The organism is Roseitalea porphyridii (genome assembly GCF_004331955.1).
Classification (GTDB): domain Bacteria; phylum Pseudomonadota; class Alphaproteobacteria; order Rhizobiales; family Rhizobiaceae; genus Roseitalea; species Roseitalea porphyridii.
The window spans coordinates 3,164,598-3,182,500 of the sequence record NZ_CP036532.1; the positions used below are offsets into that span (position 1 = coordinate 3,164,598).

Below are 17,903 nucleotides of genomic sequence, written 5' to 3' on the forward strand. Positions count from 1 at the left end.
CGATGCCGGTCGCCCATGACGACAAGACAAGCGAAATCGTTCTTCGCCTCTCGGCCATAACCAAACGGTTTGGGTCGCTGGTCGCCAATGACGCGATCTCGTTCGAGTTGAGGCGTGGCGAAGTCGTCGCGCTCCTGGGCGAAAACGGCGCCGGCAAGACGACGCTCATGAATATCCTCTTTGGACACTATGTGGCCGACGAGGGAACCGTCGAGGTCTTCGGCCGGCGACTGACGGCCGGCGAGCCCCGGGCAGCGCTCAATGCCGGCATTGGCATGGTCCATCAGCACTTCACGCTGGCCAACGACATGTCTGTGTTCGAGAACATCACGCTAGGCACGGAAAGCCTCGCTCGACCCGCACAGAGACGAGCCGCGGCGCGTCGGCGCATCGCCAAGCTGTCACGGGACTTCGGTCTCGCGGTCGACCCGGACCGCAAGGTGGCCTCGTTGTCGGTCGGAGAGCGACAGCGCGCCGAGATTCTCAAAGCGCTCTATCGTGATGCTCGAATTCTCATTCTCGACGAGCCGACTGCGGTGCTAACCCCGCTTGAAACCGAGGCGCTCTTCGGAACGCTTAAGATGCTCGTCAGCGAAGGTCTCTCCGTCATCTTCATCTCTCACAAGCTGAACGAAGTGCTGACGGCAAGCGATCGGGTAATCGTTCTACGAGATGGTCGAATCGCCGGGAGACTCCGGACGGCCGACACTACACGCGCCGAGCTGGCTGAACTCATGGTGGGACGCGAGTTGGTTTCCCCCTCCGTGGCAGCGAGCAACCCCGGCTCCACGTTGCTATCTCTGGAAAAGGTCTCCACTGCGCCCGGGCCCGGAGGGTGTGCCCTTCACGCCGCTTCGCTCGTACTACGCGAAGGCCAGATCACGGGGCTGGCGGGCGTCTCCGGCAACGGACAGACAGCCATTGAGGCGCTTGTTGCCGGGATTCAGAAGCCGACCTCGGGCTGCATCATGCTCAAGGGCGAGGCAGTTGGCGACTGGTCGCCCCGCACGGCGATCATGCACGGAGTTGGCCGTATCCCTGAAGATCGTCATTCCGTCGGGACGATCGGCGACATGAGCGTAACCGAGAATTTGATCTCCGAGCGCTACCACACGCCGCGATTCAGCCGCCGCGGCTTTCTTGACTGGAGACGCGCCCGCGAATTCGCCCAAGCGATCATCGGAAACTATGGGGTCAAGTGTCCGTCACCTGAAACCCGCGTCCGCCTCTTGTCAGGCGGCAATATGCAGAAGCTGATCCTTGGTCGCGCGCTCGATTCCGAGCCACGCATTATCCTCGCCAGTCAACCCACACAGGGTCTCGATGTCGGTGCCATTTCCTATGTCCACGACCGTCTTCTGGACGCCCGCGCGTGGGGTGCTGCAATATTGCTGATCTCCGAAGACCTCGACGAAGTCCTCATGCTTGCCGACCAGATCGTGGTCATTTCGCAGGGGCGGCTTTCCGAACCCTCGGCACGGGGTCAGCGCTCGGTGGGCGAACTGGGCGAACTGATGGCCGGTCACGGCATTCCGACGTTAGAGGCTGGTCATGCGGCTTGAACCGAAACCCGCCCCGTCGCTCACAGGGACGATCGCCTACCCGATCGGTGCAATCGCAGCTACGCTTGTGCTGGCGTCGCTGCTCGTGCTGGTCGCCGGCGCATCGCCCTTCAACGTCTTTGCTCTCGTGGCCGTTGGAGCAGCGGGATCGCAGTTCGCGGTGCTGGAAACGTTGACCCGTGCCACACCACTCATCTTCACCGGCTTGGCCGTCGCAGTCGCCTTCCGCGCCAAGCTCTGGAACATCGGCGCCGAGGCGCAGCTCTATGCAGGCGCCGTTGTTACGGTGGCGTTGGGAACCGGTGCTGTGCAAATGCCATCGGTCTTGCTGATTCCGCTGATCGTGGCGTCGGCCGTGGCTGTGGGCGCCCTGCTGCTTCTTGGTCCGGCGCTGTTGAAGATGCGATTCGGCGTGGACGAGGTCGTGACGACCCTGCTTCTCAATTTCATCGTCCTGCTGTTTGTTTCCATGCTGCTGGAAGGAATCCTCAAGGACCCGATGGGGTTGGGATGGCCACAAAGCCAGCGCATCATCGCCGAGGCGCAACTGCCACGCCTCGTCGAGGGCATGCGCTTGCACTTCGGCTTTTTCATTGCGCTTGTGGCCTCGGTCCTGGTCTGGGTGGTGATGACCCACACTTCGCTCGGCTACGAGATGCGTGCCGTTGGCCACAGCCCGCAGGCCGCCCGCTTTGCTGGCATTCCCATCAACCGCGTTCTCGCCAAGACAGCCCTGTTGTCCGGCGGTCTGGCGGCCTTGGCGGGGTTTTCGGAGGTGGCGGGGCTCAATGGCAACCTGACACTCGACCTGTCTCCAGGGTTTGGTTACACCGGGATTGCGGTGGCCATGCTGGCGCTGCTCAATCCGCTCGGCGTGGTTGCCGCAGCGATCTTCGTGGCCGGCATCTTTGTCGGCGCCGATGCGATGAGCCGGTCGGCCGACGTCCCGAGCTACATCGCCGATGTCATCGTCGCGACCGCGCTTCTTACAATGGTGACGGCGATCATGTTGAGCCGCTACCGTATCAGGTGGCGCTAGATGGATGCGTTGGACATCCTGTTTACGGCTTCCTTCTGGGTCGCTGCCATCCGCATTGCCTCGCCGCTCATATTCGCGACGATGGGCGAACTGATTTGTCAGCGTGCCGGTGTTCTCAATCTTGGCATCGAGGGCATCATGGTGGCCGGCGCATTCGCCGGGTGGTTCGCTGTTTACGCAGGGGCCGATTTGTGGACCGGCGTCGCCATGGCAGCTGCTGCCGGAGCGTTCTTCGGGCTGGTCCACGGCACGCTGACCGTGCCGCTCGGCCTGTCGCAGCATGTTGTTGGCATCGGTACAACGCTCCTGGCGACCAGTCTTACCTATTTTGCCTATCGCGTTCTTCTGCCGGGAGCGGCAACACCTCCGAAGATCGAGGCCTTCCAGCCATTCGCGATTCCCCTACTGTCCCATATTCCGATCGCCGGACCAGCGCTGTTCAACCAGACGCCGCTAACCTATTTGGCGTTCGTCCTCGTCGCGCTTGTTGCCTGGGTTCTTTATCGGACACCGCTTGGGCTTGCGCTGCGCGCCGTCGGCGAGAACCCGGCGGCCGTTGAGGCGCAGGGCATCAGCGTGACGGCCATGCGCATGGGCGCGGTAATAATCGGTAGCGCCTTGATGGCCATCGGCGGCGCCTTCTTGACGATGTCGGCCTTCGATTCCTTCTTCTTCGAGATGGTCAATGGGCGGGGTTGGATTTGCATTGCGCTCGTCGTTTTCGGTTCGTGGCGGCCGGGTAAGGCACTGATCGGCGCGATACTGTTCGCCGCCTTCGACGCCTATCAGATCCGGCTGCAACAATTGACGGGCGGCACCATACCCTATCAGTTGTTCCTTATGATGCCCTACGTGCTGTCTATCGTCGCGCTCGTTCTTGTGTCACGCCGCGCGAGCTATCCGGCAGCGTTGATGGTGCCGTACCAGAAGGGGGAGCGGTAGCGGCTCAACCCCCGAAAAATCTTCAGCCGGGTGGTCCAAACAGCGGTAGCAGCTCAGATGTGACTTGCCCGCGCCGGTTGGACCGACGACGAGCGTGTGCCCGACATCGCCGACATGAAAGGAAAACCGGAACGGGGTCGAACGCTCGGTCTTGCCGAACAGCAGTAGGGCGCTGCAAGGTGCTCGTGCCGTTCCGGCCCCGCCCACACGGCACTGAGGGGGATCATGTGGGCGAGAATGAGCCTGGAGATCGGCGGCTGCCGGACATTGGCGTAGACATGTCCGGGCAGCGATCCGAGCCACGCACCGACGGCGTTGATCTTTTCGGGCACGGCCGTGAAGTCGCGGCACTGCCGCCGCGGCCGAATGTCGCCACAATTGGCTGCTTTGCCTCTCGCGCCGCCAATGGAGAAGCCGCCGATTCCATGCAATATCCCATGCACCATGGTCGAGCGGCCAGCTTCTTCCTGACGGCACTAGCCGTGGCGATGCTGATCATGGCTGGCGGTCTGTTCGCCCATGCCGATGCGCTCAAGACGGACGCTTCGGACTGTCACGGGGCCCCCGTTCTGGGCAAGCTTGGTGATCATGAACACGCGGGCAGCACCACACCGCCCGATTGTGACGCTGCCTCCAAGCTGGGCCAGTTGCACTGCGGAGCCAGCATCCTGGTGTTGTCATCCGCCAACGCCGCAACGTTTGTCTCGACACGCTGCGCACAGCAGCCCCAGCCCCGAGCCTTCCCAGTCGGCAGCACCGAAGCGGTCGAACCGCCGCCCCCGCGTCTTCTCTTCCAAACTGCGTGAGCCTGCGTGCGGCGCGGTTCTGTCCGCGTCCCAGGCAACCCCTCAGAAGCAATAGGCGTGACGCCGTCGCGCAATGCCGCATGGCTGATCCGGACGCCGTGCGTTGCTGGCGTCGGTACGCGCTACAATGAACCTGGAAGAGACATGATGAAGCAAGTGATGATGGCCGGCCTGATCGCCGGTCTTTTGACCGGAGCCGCCCGGGCTCATGGCGAAACACGCATGACGACCCCCGCTGATGGCGCGACGCTCGACTCAGCGCCCGAAACGATCGAACTGCGATTTGCCGAACCCAGCCGCGTGTTGAACGTGCAGATGGCCCACAGAGCCGGCGGCGCAAACCATACGGCCAAACTCGACCTGCCGACCCGTGCGCCGGTCGAGACGCTCGTCCTCGAGCCGGATTTCATGGGCGCGGGCGCCTATCGGTTCAGCTATCGCGCGCTCGGCACGGACGGCCACGTCATGACCGGTTCGTTCTCCTTCACCGTGTCGGGAGAGTGAGCCTTGAGCGATATCGCGAATATCTGGAGCCTGGTCGCCGCGGTGACCAAGCTCGTCATCTATCTGTCGTCCTTTCTGGCCGTGGGCACGCTGCTGTTTCGGCTGGGATTGCCGAAAGCCGGCTATGAAGTCGCCGACGCGCTGCGGCCGTTGGCGATCGGGGCGACGCTTGTCGCCATCGCCGCCACAGCGTTCCGCGTCATGGTGCAGGCCGGCCGGCTGATGGACGATTGGGCCGGGATGGTCGACCCCGCGATCATTGTGATCAGCCTTCAGGGGCCGCTCGGGGAATCGAGCTACACCCGGCTCGTCGGCCTGGCACTCATTCTATTGGCCGCATCGTTCCGGCCGGTGCGCGCGCCCGCCACCCTGTTCGGCGCCATCATGGTCGCCGGCTCGTTCGCGCTCACCGGGCACGCCACGCGCGATCCGCAATGGCTGTTGGGCGGACTGATCACGTTCCACGTTCTCGCGGTCGCCTACTGGTTCGGCGCACTCGCCCCGCTCTACCGGCTGGCCCTGTTAGAGGGTGGCACGACCCGCGCCGCCGAAATCGCCGACCGGTTCGGTAAGCAGGCCAGCATCATCGTGCCCATGCTGATCCTGGCGGGCGCGGCGTTCGCCTATGTGCTGCTCGACGGTATCGAACCGCTGTGGACCACCGCCTACGGGCGGGTATTGACAATGAAGATCGCAATCGTGGTCATCGTCCTGGCCATCGCTGCGCTCAACAAGTGGCGCTTCGTGCCCGCGCTTTCGGCCAACGCGGTCCAGGCCGGTCCGCGCTTTCGCCGATCACTGCGCTACGAGGCGGCCGCCTTCTTTTTGGTCTTCGCCACGACCGCGTTCCTGACAACCTCCTTCACCGTCCCCGAGGCCTCCTGATGACCATCACAAGACGCAATCTTCTTACATCCGCCGGCGCGGGCGCGCTGGCCGCCACGCTTCCCCTTCAGGCCTTCGCTCGCGGCGACGGCATGATCGACCTTATCGCCGCCCCGTCCGGGCAGCGCCTTTACGGCGCGGACGGGCCGCTGTCGGACCTTTGGACCTACAATGGCCGCGCGCCGGGCCCGCAAATCCGCGTCACGCGCGGCGAACGGGTACGCGTGCGGTTCACCAACAATCTCGATGAACCGACCTCGGTCCACTGGCACGGCGTGCGCATCGACAATAGGATGGACGGCGTGGCGGGGCTGACCCAGGACCCGGTGATGCCCGGCGGGAGCTTCGACTACGACTTTGTCGCACCGGACGCGGGCACCTACTGGTACCACGCCCACAACAGGAGTTGGAACCAGGTGGCGCGCGGGCTGTACGGCCCGCTGATCGTCGACGAGGCGAACGGGCCGGTCTTCGATCCCGCGCGCGATCTGACGCTGGTGATCGACGACTGGCGGCTGGACCGCGACGGCGCGTTCGATGTCGCCAGCCTCGGCGCCATGATGGACTGGAGCCATGCCGGCCGGCTCGGCAACTGGCTGACCGTCAATGGCGAGGCCGAGCCGCAACTGACGCTGCGCGCCGGGCAGGCACATCGACTGCGGCTGATCAATGCCGCCAATGCGCGCGTTCTGGAGATCGACCCGAACCGGTTCGGCGCCAAGGTTCTGGCCCATGACGGCCAGGCGCTGCCCGAACCGGTCGCGCCGGACTACGCGCCGTTGCTGCTGGGCCCGGCGCAGCGCGTCGATCTGCTGGTGGTGCCCGAGCCGGGCGGCGATTTCGCCCTTGAGGAACTGTCGGGCAACGCGCCGTTCGCCTTTGCGCGATTCACGGTCGAAGGCGAGGCGTCGGCGCGCGCGCCCGTGCCGAGGCTGCCCGCGCCCGACCTGCCCGAACCCGATCTGTCCGGCGCCCGCACCATTGGCGTCGAGATGACTGGCGGGGCGATGGGCCGGATGGGCCGCGTGACCTACAATGGCAAGGTGCTGCGACGCGGCGACTTTCGCCGCACGGGCCAGGTCTGGGCCTTCAACGGCGTTGCCAACCTGCCCCGGGAGCCGCTCGCCAACATTCCGCGCGGCGAAACGGTCGTCATCGAGACGGTCAACGACACCGCGTTCGCCCACGCCATGCATGTGCACGGACACCATTTCCGGGTGATCGAACGCTCGGGCACCGATCTCGACGATGGCCGGCCATGGCGCGACACCTTCCTGATCGGCGCGCAGCAGACCGTCAGGATCGCCTTCGTCGCCGACAATCCGGGAAAGTGGCTCTATCACTGCCACATGCTCGAACACGCCGCCGCCGGCATGAACACATGGTTCGAGGTGGCCTGAGAATGCGCGCCGCAACGAAACGCGTGCGCACCCACTGTAAGGCGCCGTTCGCCCTTGCGTCTTGATGGATGGCGGCCGGTCCTTGCCGGCCCGACAAAGACAACGCAAACACTGTAAGGAAGACCCATGAAACGGATGACGATGATGACATGCGCACTGGCCGTTGCGCTTGGCACGGCGGTCGCCTCGCCGGCACTGGCGCACGGCCCCGGCCCGGGCGGTCAGTGGGGCGGCCAGAATATGGGCCCCGGCATGATGGGCCAGGGACAAATGGGACAAGGCATGATGAGTCCCGGCATGATGGGAGCCATCGGCGCGATGATGCCGATGATGATGCGCATGCACGGCCAGATGATGGGCGGCGGCATGGGTGGCTCCGCGATGATGGGTGGCATGGGGGCGATGGGGTCGATGGGCGCCATTATGGACGAGTTCGACGCCGATCAGGACGGAACGCTGACCGCCGACGAACTGCGCGCTGGCCTAACTGCGCAACTGGGCGAATATGACGCGGACGGCGACGGCACGCTGTCGCTTTCGGAGTTCGAGGCGCTGCACGCGGCGATGATCCGCCCGACCATGGTCGACCGCTTTCAGGCGCTCGACGAGGATGGCGACGGACGGGTGACGGGCGAGGAGATGACCGCGCCCGCCGATCGCTTCGCGCGCATGCAGAAGATGCGCGAGGCGATGCAGGCGCAGATTCCGGCTCCGGTCCAACCCGTCCGACCCGGAACCATGATGAATGACAGCGATTCCATGATGGATGGCGGGACGATGATGGACGACAATTGAGCGCCCGAAACGCTAGTCCCGTGGGCCGTGGCCGGTGACGCGCCGCGGCCCAAACCTTGTTCTGAAAGGAGTGTCCCATGAGCTACACCATCACACGCACCATCGAGGGCGGCGATTTCGACGCGGTCGACGCGAGGGTCCGCGCGGTTCTGGCCGAACACGGCTTTGGCGTCCTCACCGAGATCGACGTCCAGGCGACGATGAAGAAGAAGATCGACAAGGACATGGCGCCCTACCGGATCCTGGGCGCCTGCAACCCGGCGATGGCGTGGGAGGCGATCGGCATCGAGCCGCGCGTCGGCGCCATGCTGCCCTGCAACGTCATCCTGCGCCAGACCGATGAAGGCGTCGAGGTCAGTGCCGTTGATCCGGTCGCCTCGATGCAGGCGATCGACAATGAGCAACTCGGGGAAGTCGCCGGCCAGGTACGCGCCGAACTCTCCGAAGTCGTCGCCGCGCTTTGACGCATCCGACCGATCCCGCAGGTGAAGCCGGTCGGGCCGGTTCGATCAGCCTGCCCGGCGCCGTCGCAATGGGCACCGGCGTGATGATTGGCGCCGGGATCCTGGCGCTCACCGGGCAGATTGCGGAGCTGGCGGGTCCGTGGTTTGCCATGTCCTTCCTGCTCGGCGCCGTCGTCACCGTCTTCAGCGCCTATTCCTACGTCACGGTCTCCAATGCCTTTCCGTCATCGGGCGGCATCGCGATGATCCTGCAAAAGGCCTATGGCCCGACGACGGTGGCGGCCGGCGCGGCGCTTCTGATGGCGCTGTCCATGGTCATCAATGAGAGCCTGGTGGCGCGCACATTTGCCAACTATGCGCTGCGCGGCATCGGGGTCACGCCCGAAGGTATTGCCGTGCCGGCCATCGCCGTCGGGCTGATCGTTGCGGCCTGGCTCGTCAATGTGGCGGGCAACCGCTCGGTCAGCCTCGTCTCGCTTGTCATGGCGGTTCTCAAGGTGGGCGGCATCGCACTGTTCGGCGTTGCGGCGCTGTGGGCGAGCGGCCTGTCCTTCGCTGCAGCAGAGGGCGAAAGCGGGTTTTCCGCGACCGGTTTCGTCGCCTCGGTGGCGCTGTCGATCCTCGCCTTCAAGGGCTTTACGACGATCACCAATTCGGGCGGCGAGATCACCGAGCCGCACCGCAATGTCGGGCGTGCCATCGTCTGGTCGATCCTGATCTGCGTCGTCGTCTATCTTCTGGTCGCGCTCGCCGTGGGGGCGACCCTGCCGCTGGATGCGCTGATTGCGGCCAAAGACTATGCGCTGGCCGAGGCTGCCGAACCCGCGCTCGGGCGTACCGGGTTCTATCTGACCGTCGCCCTGGCGCTGGTCGCCACCGCATCGGGCCTTCTCGCATCGATCTTCGCCGTTTCGCGCATGCTCGCCATGCTCACCGAAATGCGGCTGATCCCGCACAGCCATTTCGGCATGCCCGGCGTGATCCGCGATCACATGCTCGTCTATACCGTCGTCATGGCCGGCATCCTGGCGGCCTTCTTCGACCTGTCCCGCATCGCCGCGCTGGGCGCCTTCTTCTATCTCGTCATGGACATGATCATCCATTGGGGCGTCTTCCGCCATCTGCGCCAGGCGGTCGGGGCGCGCGGCTGGATCCTCTTGACCGCGATCGCGCTCGATGCGGTGGTGCTCGCCGCCTTCACCGCAATGAAATGGCGGTCCGATCCGGTCATCGTCGTCATCGCCGCCGGCGCCATGGCAATGGTCTTCGTCTTCGAGCGTCTTTACCTGGCAAGATCCCGTCCATCGCTGGAGCATGGCCACGAACGATAGTGCGGCGCGCCGCCACTACCCGAAATCGCTCACCGCAAGGGGCTCTCCGCTTGTCCGAGCCTTTCGGTTCGGCATCGGCCAGCGACCCCGATGCGAGGTAGACGCCAGCGACCGACAAGGCGGCGCCGGCGATCGTGATGACTGTCACCGTTTCCTCGAAGAAGGCCCAGCCGACGGTCAGACCGATCACGGGAACGTTGAAGCTGAAGGCGACGGCCTGCGAGACCGCAAGCCGTGTCAGCGCGATCTGCCAGAGCCAGAAGGCCAGCGCCGTGCCCGGCAGGACGAGACCTAGCAGCGCTGCGACGAAGCGTCCGGTCCAGTCGATGCGGAACGGGTCCTCCAAGAACAACGCCAGCCCGGCGAGAAGGGCAGCGCCGACGATCAGTTGCGATCCCATCGCCATGACCGGTGCGACATGATTGGCGATTTGCTTGATGGCGATGTTTCCGACAGCCACGCCCGTTGTCGCCAGCAGCACGTAACCCAGGCCGATCAGGCTGGTGCCACCGGTGGCGGTCACGAAGCTCGGAAAGGCGATCACGGCGATGCCGACGAAGCCGGTCGCAAGGCCGGTCCAGCCGATCAGGCCGGTACGTTCGCCCAGGACCAGGGCCGCGAGCAGCCCGGCGATCAGCGGCTGTGCGTTGGAGATGACGGTCGCCAGTCCGGGCGCGACGAACTCGGCGCCGTGGAACATGCCGAAATAGCCGATCCCCGTCATGCCGATGCCCGCGATGACGATCCAGCGCCACTGGTGCCTCGTTGTCGGCCAGCGGGCGCCGGTTGCCAGGGCAACCGCCATCAATGCCGCCCCGCCGAGCGCCGCGCGCAGGGCGGCGAAGGTCAGGTGCGGCGCATCCTCGAGCGCGATGGCGATCAGCGGATAGCACGTCGCCCACAGCGTCATGACGGCGATGGCCAGAAGCCGGGGCGGCAGTGGCATTTCTGGGTTTCCCCGATCTGTCGTGCCGGCGCTAGGCCACGCCGCGGCCGTCGTCCGGCCAGTCTTCGTCATCATGTGGGGCGCGCGTGCGACGATGACCGGCTTGCCCATGCCCGCCGCGATCATGCCCGCCGTGCCCCATTGCGCGGTGCATGAAGACATGCATGCCGCCGCACACGGCCAGAAATGCCACGACGGAGAGCAGCTCGACCGGGATGACGCCGCGATACTGGTAGGCCAGCGCAGCGACCAGAACGATCATCAGCACGACCAGCGGCCATGTCCGGCCGCTCGTCCGATTGGGCTCAGGCGCGCCACGATCGCCTCGCGGTGACGGGTCGTGGTTCATGAGATGGTCTCCTTGATCAATGGGCACGGGAGGGCGATTGCGTCAGGCCTGGCTCCCGACGGTTGCCGTCGCGCTGGCGGTCGAGCTTGAGAAGCTGGGCGTTGACGGCGCAGATCACGGTGCTCGCCGACATGAAGATCGCACCGATAGCCGGGCTCAGGATCAGGCCCCAGGGGAAGAGAACGCCTGCGGCGGCGGGAATGGCGAAGGCGTTGTAGCCGGTCGCCCAGGCGAGATTCTGGATCATCTTGCCGTACGTCGCCCGCGCCAGGCCCAAAATGGCGGCGACGTCGCCCGGATCGGATCGTACCAGCACGATGTCGGCGGTCTCGATGGCAACGTCAGTGCCGGCGCCGACGGCAATGCCGACATTGGCCTGGGCGAGCGCCGGCGCGTCGTTGACACCGTCGCCGGTCATGGCGACGATCAGCCCGCGTGCCTGCACCTGTTTGACGGTTTCGGCCTTCTGCTGCGGCAGGACCTCGGCGATCACCTCGTCGAGGCCGATCTGCCGGCCGACCCAATCGGCGACCTGCCGGTTGTCGCCGGTCAGCATGATGCAGCGGATGCCGAGCTTTTGAAGGTCGGCGATGGCCTTCTTCGATTCCGGCCGGATGATGTCGGCGAGCGCGATCGCGCCGGCCAGTTCGTCGTCGACGAGCACGAAGACCACCGTCTTGCCCTCGCCGCTGAGCGTCTGATAGCGCGGATCGTCCAGCGCGACGCCGTTCGCACGGAGATAGCCGGGACTGACGACCTTGACGGCGCGGCCCTTGACCATGCCCTCGGCGCCCTTGCCGGGGATGGCCCTGAAGCCGTCGACCTCCCAGATTTCGGCCGCCGCACCGGCGATGCCCTTGGCGATGGGATGTTCGGACCGGCTTTCGACCGCCGCGGCATAGGCGACCATCTCGGCTTCGGTGAAGGCCTCGTCATAGACGAGCGTGTCGGTGATGCCGAACTCGCCCTTGGTCAGCGTGCCGGTCTTGTCGAAGATGATGGCCTGTGTGTTGCGCGCTTCCTCGAAAGCGGTGCGGTCGCGGATCAACAGTCCGTTGCCGGCGGCGATCGCTGTCGAGCGGGCGACGACCAGCGGTACGGCGAGCCCCAGCGCATGCGGACAGGCGATCACCATCACAGTCACCGCGCGCTCCATGGCGAAGGCAAAGCCCTGACCGGTCAGGAGCGTCCAGAACAGGACGGTGACGAGGCCGCCGCCGAGCGCGATGAAGGTGAGCCAGCGCGCGGCACTGTTAGCCAGGTCCTGGGTCCTGGACTTGCTCGCCTGGGCGTCCTCGACAAGCTTGATGACGTTGGACAGGAAGCTGTCCTCGCCGGTGTGCATGACGCTGACGGTGAGCGCGCCCTCGCCATTGATCGACCCGCCGATCACCTGCGCGTCGGGGCCCTTGCTGACCGGTTTGGATTCGCCCGTCAGCATGGCCTCGTTGAGCGCCGACTCGCCCTTGACGATCACCGCGTCGGCGGGAACCTTCTCCCCGGGCCGGACCAGCAGCGTCTCGCCGCCGGTGAGCTCGGAGACCGAGACATCGCGGGTGCTGCCGTCGGCCTCGACCAGATGGGCGGTGTCGGGCATCAGGGCGGCGAGCTTTTCGAGCGCCTTGCCCGCGCCCATCACCGATTTCATCTCGATCCAGTGGCCGAGCAGCATGATGGCGATCAGCGTCGCCAGCTCCCAGAAGAAGGTCTCTTCCGAGCCGATGACGACCATCGCCATCGAATAGGCATAGGCCGCCGTGATCGCCACCGCGATCAGCGTCATCATGCCGGTGCGGTCGGTGCGCACCTCAGACCAGAAGCCGGTCAGGAACGGCCAGCCGCCATAGAAATAGACGGCGGTCGACAGCGCGGCGAGAAGATAGGCGTCACCGGCAAAGTCCAGCGTCTGCTCGAGCCCCAGCCAGCCCTGGATCATCGGCGCGAGCAGAAGGATCGGCAACGTCAGCACGGCCGTGACCCAGAAGCGCCTGCGATAGTCGGCGATCATGGCGCCATGGTCGTGGCCGCCATGGCCCTGATGGCCGCGCCCCAAGCCGGGCGCAGCTTGATCATGACCGTGGTGATGGTAGCCCGTTCTCTGATCCATTCAGGCGTCCTGTTTGCGGTTGGTTTGGCGGGCGGCCTGGGCGAACAGAGCCGGCTGCTTGCGGAACCGTCCGGCACAGACCGCCGAGCAGAAGAAACATTCCCAGCCCTCATGGTCAGCGCTGGCGAACACCTGATCGATCGTCAGATGGCGACCGCAGACGGGGTCCTGAACGATCATGACCGGCCGCCTTGCCCTTTTGCACGGTCCGCTGCCGCCTTGCCGCCGCAACACCCCGTGCCGCGGTGTCCGGCGGGCGCGGGGTCGGTGGCCGGCTGCGTCTTGCCCTCACCGCCGCAACAGCAGTCGGCCTTGCCGCCGGCCTCGTCGATGGCGGCCTTCAGGCCTTGCGGCCGCCGCGCGCCCATACCTTGTCTGCTGTCCATGGCTGTGCCTCCTTGAGTGGCCGTCGGGCCAAATGGGTGCCCTTTGATCAACAAGGACGCCATGGCTGCCGCGCCATTACAGCCGTGCGCGCCTCAGGCCGGGCGGCACAGGTCGCGCGGGCGGGCGCTGGCCGCAACGAAGGCTGCGAGCCTCAGGCTCACAACCGCGAACAACAGGCCGACGAACGGCCATTGCAGCGGATTGGGCTCGGGGGTTGCGCGGTGAAAGCTCAAGAAATGCGCAAAAAGGAAATAGCCCACATGGGCGACGCTGAGCCACCACAGCGGCACCGCGCCCATCTGCAGCACCTTCCATGTCTGCGCGCCCAGCCGGCGCACCGACACGTCGTTGGAGGTCAGTGCCAGCGGGATCGCCAGCGCCAGCGCGACCAGACCGATGGCGTTGGCCAGCCCGAAGCCGTGCTGCACCATCACGTAGCGGCCGAGCTGGGGATGGAGCTCGAAGCCGAACAGGCGCCACAGATCCCATGTCACCCAGCCGGCCAGGATGATGACCAGATGCACGATGGCGAGCAGCGTGGCATAGACGCCCAGTTCGCGCCGAAAGGCGATCAGCCGGCCCGCCGAGCGCCACAGTCTGGCCGTTGCGCCCATGGCCATGGCGAGCGCCAGCAACAGGAAGGACGCATCGCCGAACGCCCGGTTCCAGCGATGCATCGGGCTCCACTGGGCATGGACGGCGGCAAAGCCGGCGACCAGCGCCGCCGCCAGCACGATCACGACAAGATTGCGTCCGAGCGGGCCTCTCCACCGCCTTGCGAGGCGGCCGCCGCCGGATGTGTCATCGCTCATCAATGATACCCGATCATCCAGGGTTCAAGCTGCGTCAGGTCTCGCCCTTCCGGCGGCGGCAAGGTCAAGTCCCCCCGGCAGCGCTTGTGTAATGACGCACCCATCATGGCGTCCTTACCGACAAGATCGGCCCGACCGTTCCCGCCAGCCGACCGGTGGCCGGATACGGGCCGGACGAGGAGGTTTGCCATGAACACTGTCCGAACCGCGCCCGCCACGACGACCGGCCGCATCCCCCTATTCGCCTTCGGAATGAGTCTGGGGTTCTTCCTGGCGATCACCTTCGTTCTCTGCGTCGCCTTCGACCTCGTCGTGCCCGGTCAGGCCATGTATCGCACCTGGCTCGGCCTGATTCCCTGGTTCGACTGGCTGAGCTGGCCCGACTTTATCTGGGGCCTTGGCGTCTCGTTTCTCTATGGCTGGTACATCGCACTGATCTTCGCGCCGCTCTATAACTGGTTCGCCGGTAGGGCGGCACGATGACCGGGGCATCGGACGAGGAAGTCTGGCCGCCGCCGGTCGAGCGCCGCGATTTTCTCTACGTCGCCACCGGCATGATGGGCGCGGTCGGCGCCGCTGCGGCCCTTTGGCCGTTCATCGACGCCATGAACCCGTCCGCCGACATACAAGCGGTCGCGGAAATCGAGGTCGACCTTGAACCGGTCGAGCCGGGCCAGCGCGTCACCGTGACCTGGCGCAGCCAGCCCATCTTCATCGACCGCCGCACGCCCGAGCGGATCGCAGAGGCCAGGGCCGATGACGACGCACCGGATCTCAGGGATCCGGCGACGGATGCCTCCCGGGTCCAACGCGAGGAATGGCTGATCGTCGTCGGTATCTGCACCCATCTGGGCTGCGTGCCGGACGGCCAGATGCCCGGCGGCCGGCGCGGCGACTGGAACGGCTGGTTCTGCCCCTGCCACGGCTCGCACTACGACACCTCCGGCCGCATCCGCAAAGGCCCGGCGCCGCTCAATCTCGTCGTCCCGCCCTATGCGTTCCTGAACGACACGACCGTCACGATCGGCTGATCGGAGAGCAGGCCCCCCGCGCCGCGCACAGATCATCGGGCAAGTCATCGGGAAAGGACCCGCTCTCCAGCGGCGCGTGAGAAGCCCGAACACGCCATGGCATTGATCGAGGTCAAGGCGAGGCGTTCCGCCATCGTCGAGGCTAGGTGGGCGACCTTGAGAAGCGGGACCCATGCGCTTGTGGCGGAACCAGGCAGGAGCGGAACGGTCGCCGGCGCGGTTGCGCGCCGGGGGATTGCTGCTGCTTGCCGCCGCCATCCTCGCCATGGCGTTCGATTATCCAAGGCCCGACCTTACCGTCGACCCCGCCGTTCCCGTCGTCAATGTCGTGGCCCATGCACAGGCCACGGCCGCCGATCGGGACGCATTGTCGTGCCGGACGGATGCAGGCGAGATCGACAGCTCCGTCGCCGGTGACCGGTGTTGCCGTCTGGCGGGGACCTGTGCCGTCAACCTGCCGCCGATGCCGGTCGATGTCGGCCTCGTTCTCGCCGCGAGCCCCCTGTCGATTATCCGCGGCGAGCGTGCTCCGCCCGGTCCCGCCTACCGGTACTTCAAGCCGCCGCGTCTCCAGATCCGAGCCTGAGAAAGCCGCCAGCGCCGCGCCGTGCGCATGTGCTGGCCGTCTTGCAAGCCTGTGTCTGGAGATTTCCCATGTCTGTCCATCATGCCGCCACAACGGTATCGGGCGCGGCCTGCCGCGAGCCCGCAACGGCCGTTCACCACTGCCTTGTCGAACACCGCAGGGATTATCTGCGCTATGTCCGAGGGCGCCTCAGCAGCCCGGACGAGGCCGACGACGCATTTCAGGATTTCTGTGTGAGGGCGATCCGCTGCGCCGGCGCGCCCGACGACCTGCCCGGCGCCAGAGCCTGGCTGCGCTGCGTCCTGCGTTCGACGATCGTCGACCACTATCGTCGGCGCGCGGCCCGAAGGCGCGGCGAGGACGCCTATCGCCTCGAACCGCACGAGACGCAGGCCGAGTTGGCAAGCGACGATGCGCCGGCCTGCCGGTGCGTGGCCGTCGCGCTCGCCGGCCTTCGCCCCGATCAGGCCGAATTGCTCCGTCGGCTCGATCTTGATGAGGAGCCTCGATCCGCTGTCGCCAACGATGAAGGCGTAACTGTCAACGCCTTGGGGGTGCGCCTGCACCGGGCGCGCCATGCGCTGAGAACGGCCATCGGCGATGTTTGCGCGACCTGCGGCGAGGGCCGCTTCGCCGAATGCGATTGCTGAAACCGATTGCGGCCCGCATCCGTGCGGGCCCTGATGAGCCGTTCTGTCAATTCCAGATAACGCGCGCCGCCGAGAGAGCCGGGCATCGAAAAGCCGATCAATTCTTGAAATCGGCTCTCTCGGTAATCCCGGATTCGGATTATCCCGGTTCGGGTACAGAATGTTCTCACACGCGGCAGTGACCCATGCGCGCTTGTCGCGACTTTGCTCCCACCGGCGAAACGCTGACCGGCTATGATCGGACGTGTTTCAAGCTCTACATCATGCTGATCGACGCCCATGACGCGAGCGTATCATCGGATGACAGTTACCCGGACCTGTTCGATGAGCCGATTGGAGCCGACCGGCAACGGGCGGAGAGTCGTCATCGATCACATCTCAATCGCGCACGTTGGATGACAGCGGCTGGCTACCGCCAGCTAATCTGAAACCGCGTGACCATTGCTGCCTTGGCGGTGTTCTGATGAAACCAGCTGCGTCTCGCGCTTGCGATGAGCACAAAGATCTGTGGACAAAGATGGCCCGGAATTCGATTCACCGTGGCGACATGGTGGCAACATGGCGCCAAAGCGCAAAAAGCCCGCCGAAATGGCGGGCTAATTTATTTATCAAATTCAATAGTTTGTTTGGTTGCGGGGGCAGGATTTGAACCTGCGACCTTCAGGTTATGAGCCTGACGAGCTACCGGGCTGCTCCACCCCGCGTCAACTGAAAGGGCCAACCGGCCCTGCAGAGCCGCCTTCCGACACAGCGAGGTGCCGGAAAGGCGAGCGCCTCCGTGCGGAGAAGGCAACGAAGGCGATGAGAACATCGAAAGCGAGAACCGACATGCGTTTGGCAGACCTGGCAGCGACCTACTCTCCCGCGTCTTGAGACGAAGTACCATCGGCGCTGGGGCGTTTCACGGCCGGGTTCGGAATGGGACCGGGTGCAGCCACCCCGCAATAACCACCAGGTCGGCCAAATGCATGTCAGTGAGAAGCTGGTTTTGCCATGGCGGACGCCATGGACACGAGCAATGAGAACGAATCAAGCCTATCGAGCTATTAGTACTGGTAAGCTTCACATGTCGCCATGCTTCCACACCCAGCCTATCAACGTGGTCGTCTTCCACGGCTCTCGGGGACTACTCGTTTCTGGGCCGGTTTCCCGCTTAGATGCCTTCAGCGGTTATCCATTCCACACATAGCTACCCTGCAATGCCCTTGGCAGGACAACAGGTCCACCAGCGGTGTGTCCATCCCGGTCCTCTCGTACTAGGGACAGATCCCATCAATAGTCCTACACCCACGGCAGATAGGGACCGA

Annotated in this window: 19 protein-coding genes, 1 tRNA gene, 2 rRNA genes and 1 pseudogene (1 of these 23 only partly in view); 14 read left to right on the forward strand and 9 right to left on the reverse strand. The window is 65.2% G+C overall.

From position 1 onward, the window contains the following. Positions 1 to 2: 2 nt before the first annotated feature. The 3 genes from E0E05_RS15405 to E0E05_RS15415 are packed head-to-tail and all read left to right on the forward strand — an operon-like array spanning position 3 to position 3,543. Positions 3 to 1,562 (forward strand): ABC transporter ATP-binding protein, encoded by a 1,560-nt coding sequence (locus E0E05_RS15405; protein WP_131618078.1) that lies wholly within the window; start codon positions 3 to 5, stop codon positions 1,560 to 1,562. Beyond that, on the forward strand, positions 1,552 to 2,601 hold the full coding sequence (locus E0E05_RS15410) for an ABC transporter permease (protein ID WP_131617513.1): 1,050 nt from the start codon (positions 1,552 to 1,554) through the stop codon (positions 2,599 to 2,601). Before E0E05_RS15405 ends, E0E05_RS15410 begins: the two co-directional genes overlap by 11 nt. Next, on the forward strand, positions 2,602 to 3,543 hold the full coding sequence (locus E0E05_RS15415; RefSeq protein ID WP_131617514.1) for an ABC transporter permease: 942 nt from the start codon (positions 2,602 to 2,604) through the stop codon (positions 3,541 to 3,543). 54 nt (positions 3,544 to 3,597) lie between these two features. Here E0E05_RS15415 and E0E05_RS17735 read toward each other — a convergent pair. Then, positions 3,598 to 3,896, reverse strand: a pseudogene (locus E0E05_RS17735) (conjugal transfer protein TrbE); the annotation flags it as partial. A gap of 129 nt (positions 3,897 to 4,025) precedes the next feature. On the opposite strand from E0E05_RS17735, the gene E0E05_RS17915 reads away from it, so the two are divergent. From E0E05_RS17915 to E0E05_RS15455, 7 genes are all read left to right on the forward strand, one after another. Then, complete coding sequence (locus E0E05_RS17915; RefSeq protein ID WP_131617515.1) at positions 4,026 to 4,349, forward strand: hypothetical protein; 324 nt, start codon at positions 4,026 to 4,028, stop codon at positions 4,347 to 4,349. Between the two features lie 144 nt (positions 4,350 to 4,493). Continuing rightward, positions 4,494 to 4,853 (forward strand): copper resistance CopC family protein, encoded by a 360-nt coding sequence (locus E0E05_RS15430; RefSeq protein WP_131617516.1) that lies wholly within the window; start codon positions 4,494 to 4,496, stop codon positions 4,851 to 4,853. Between the two features lie 3 nt (positions 4,854 to 4,856). After that, entirely contained in the window at positions 4,857 to 5,738 is an 882-nt protein-coding gene (locus tag E0E05_RS15435) for a copper resistance D family protein (protein ID WP_131617517.1), read from the forward strand. Beyond that, positions 5,738 to 7,138 (forward strand): multicopper oxidase family protein, encoded by a 1,401-nt coding sequence (locus tag E0E05_RS15440; RefSeq protein WP_131617518.1) that lies wholly within the window; start codon positions 5,738 to 5,740, stop codon positions 7,136 to 7,138. The genes E0E05_RS15435 and E0E05_RS15440 overlap by 1 nt, the downstream gene beginning before the upstream one ends. 126 nt (positions 7,139 to 7,264) lie before the next feature. Beyond that, complete coding sequence (locus tag E0E05_RS15445; RefSeq protein WP_192900417.1) at positions 7,265 to 7,933, forward strand: EF-hand domain-containing protein; 669 nt, start codon at positions 7,265 to 7,267, stop codon at positions 7,931 to 7,933. Positions 7,934 to 8,010: 77 nt separating this feature from the next. Further along, a complete protein-coding gene (locus E0E05_RS15450) occupies positions 8,011 to 8,397 on the forward strand; it encodes a DUF302 domain-containing protein (protein ID WP_131617519.1) in 387 nt (128 codons plus the stop codon). After that, entirely contained in the window at positions 8,394 to 9,728 is a 1,335-nt protein-coding gene (locus E0E05_RS15455; RefSeq protein WP_244597779.1) for an APC family permease, read from the forward strand. Before E0E05_RS15450 ends, E0E05_RS15455 begins: the two co-directional genes overlap by 4 nt. Here the strand turns inward: E0E05_RS15455 and E0E05_RS15460 are convergent. The 5 genes from E0E05_RS15460 to E0E05_RS15480 all read right to left on the reverse strand — a co-directional run bounded on the left by E0E05_RS15460 (position 9,634) and on the right by E0E05_RS15480 (position 14,329). Beyond that, positions 9,634 to 10,674, reverse strand: a complete 1,041-nt coding sequence (locus tag E0E05_RS15460; protein ID WP_131617520.1) for a DMT family transporter — start codon at positions 10,672 to 10,674, stop codon at positions 9,634 to 9,636. The two genes, E0E05_RS15455 and E0E05_RS15460, sit on opposite strands and share 95 nt — an antisense overlap. 31 nt (positions 10,675 to 10,705) lie before the next feature. After that, on the reverse strand, positions 10,706 to 11,023 hold the full coding sequence (locus E0E05_RS15465; protein WP_131617521.1) for a DUF2933 domain-containing protein: 318 nt from the start codon (positions 11,021 to 11,023) through the stop codon (positions 10,706 to 10,708). A gap of 16 nt (positions 11,024 to 11,039) precedes the next feature. Continuing rightward, entirely contained in the window at positions 11,040 to 13,130 is a 2,091-nt protein-coding gene (locus E0E05_RS15470; RefSeq protein ID WP_131617522.1) for a copper-translocating P-type ATPase, read from the reverse strand. After that, positions 13,131 to 13,310 (reverse strand): YHS domain-containing protein, encoded by a 180-nt coding sequence (locus E0E05_RS15475; protein WP_131617523.1) that lies wholly within the window; start codon positions 13,308 to 13,310, stop codon positions 13,131 to 13,133. It abuts the gene before it with no gap. A gap of 299 nt (positions 13,311 to 13,609) precedes the next feature. Then, entirely contained in the window at positions 13,610 to 14,329 is a 720-nt protein-coding gene (locus tag E0E05_RS15480; RefSeq protein ID WP_131617524.1) for a ferric reductase-like transmembrane domain-containing protein, read from the reverse strand. Positions 14,330 to 14,518: 189 nt separating this feature from the next. Between E0E05_RS15480 and E0E05_RS15485 the strand changes: the two genes are divergently transcribed. From E0E05_RS15485 to E0E05_RS15500, 4 genes are all read left to right on the forward strand, one after another. Further along, positions 14,519 to 14,812, forward strand: a complete 294-nt coding sequence (locus E0E05_RS15485; protein ID WP_131617525.1) for a DUF5676 family membrane protein — start codon at positions 14,519 to 14,521, stop codon at positions 14,810 to 14,812. Next, positions 14,809 to 15,360, forward strand: coding sequence for a ubiquinol-cytochrome c reductase iron-sulfur subunit (gene petA / locus E0E05_RS15490; protein ID WP_131617526.1), 552 nt, complete (start codon positions 14,809 to 14,811; stop codon positions 15,358 to 15,360). The genes E0E05_RS15485 and petA overlap by 4 nt, the downstream gene beginning before the upstream one ends. 235 nt (positions 15,361 to 15,595) lie before the next feature. Continuing rightward, complete coding sequence (locus E0E05_RS15495) at positions 15,596 to 15,946, forward strand: hypothetical protein (protein ID WP_131617527.1); 351 nt, start codon at positions 15,596 to 15,598, stop codon at positions 15,944 to 15,946. Between the two features lie 29 nt (positions 15,947 to 15,975). Then, complete coding sequence (locus E0E05_RS15500) at positions 15,976 to 16,596, forward strand: RNA polymerase sigma factor (protein WP_158629390.1); 621 nt, start codon at positions 15,976 to 15,978, stop codon at positions 16,594 to 16,596. A gap of 627 nt (positions 16,597 to 17,223) precedes the next feature. On the opposite strand, the gene E0E05_RS15505 is transcribed toward E0E05_RS15500, so the two are convergent. The 3 genes from E0E05_RS15505 to E0E05_RS15515 form a co-directional block, all read right to left on the reverse strand. Continuing rightward, a tRNA-Met gene (locus E0E05_RS15505) sits at positions 17,224 to 17,300 on the reverse strand. 137 nt (positions 17,301 to 17,437) lie between these two features. Continuing rightward, positions 17,438 to 17,552 (reverse strand): 5S ribosomal RNA (gene rrf, locus E0E05_RS15510). A 69-nt stretch (positions 17,553 to 17,621) separates the two neighbouring features. After that, a 23S ribosomal RNA gene (locus E0E05_RS15515) occupies positions 17,622 to 17,903 on the reverse strand; it runs 2,562 nt beyond the window's last position.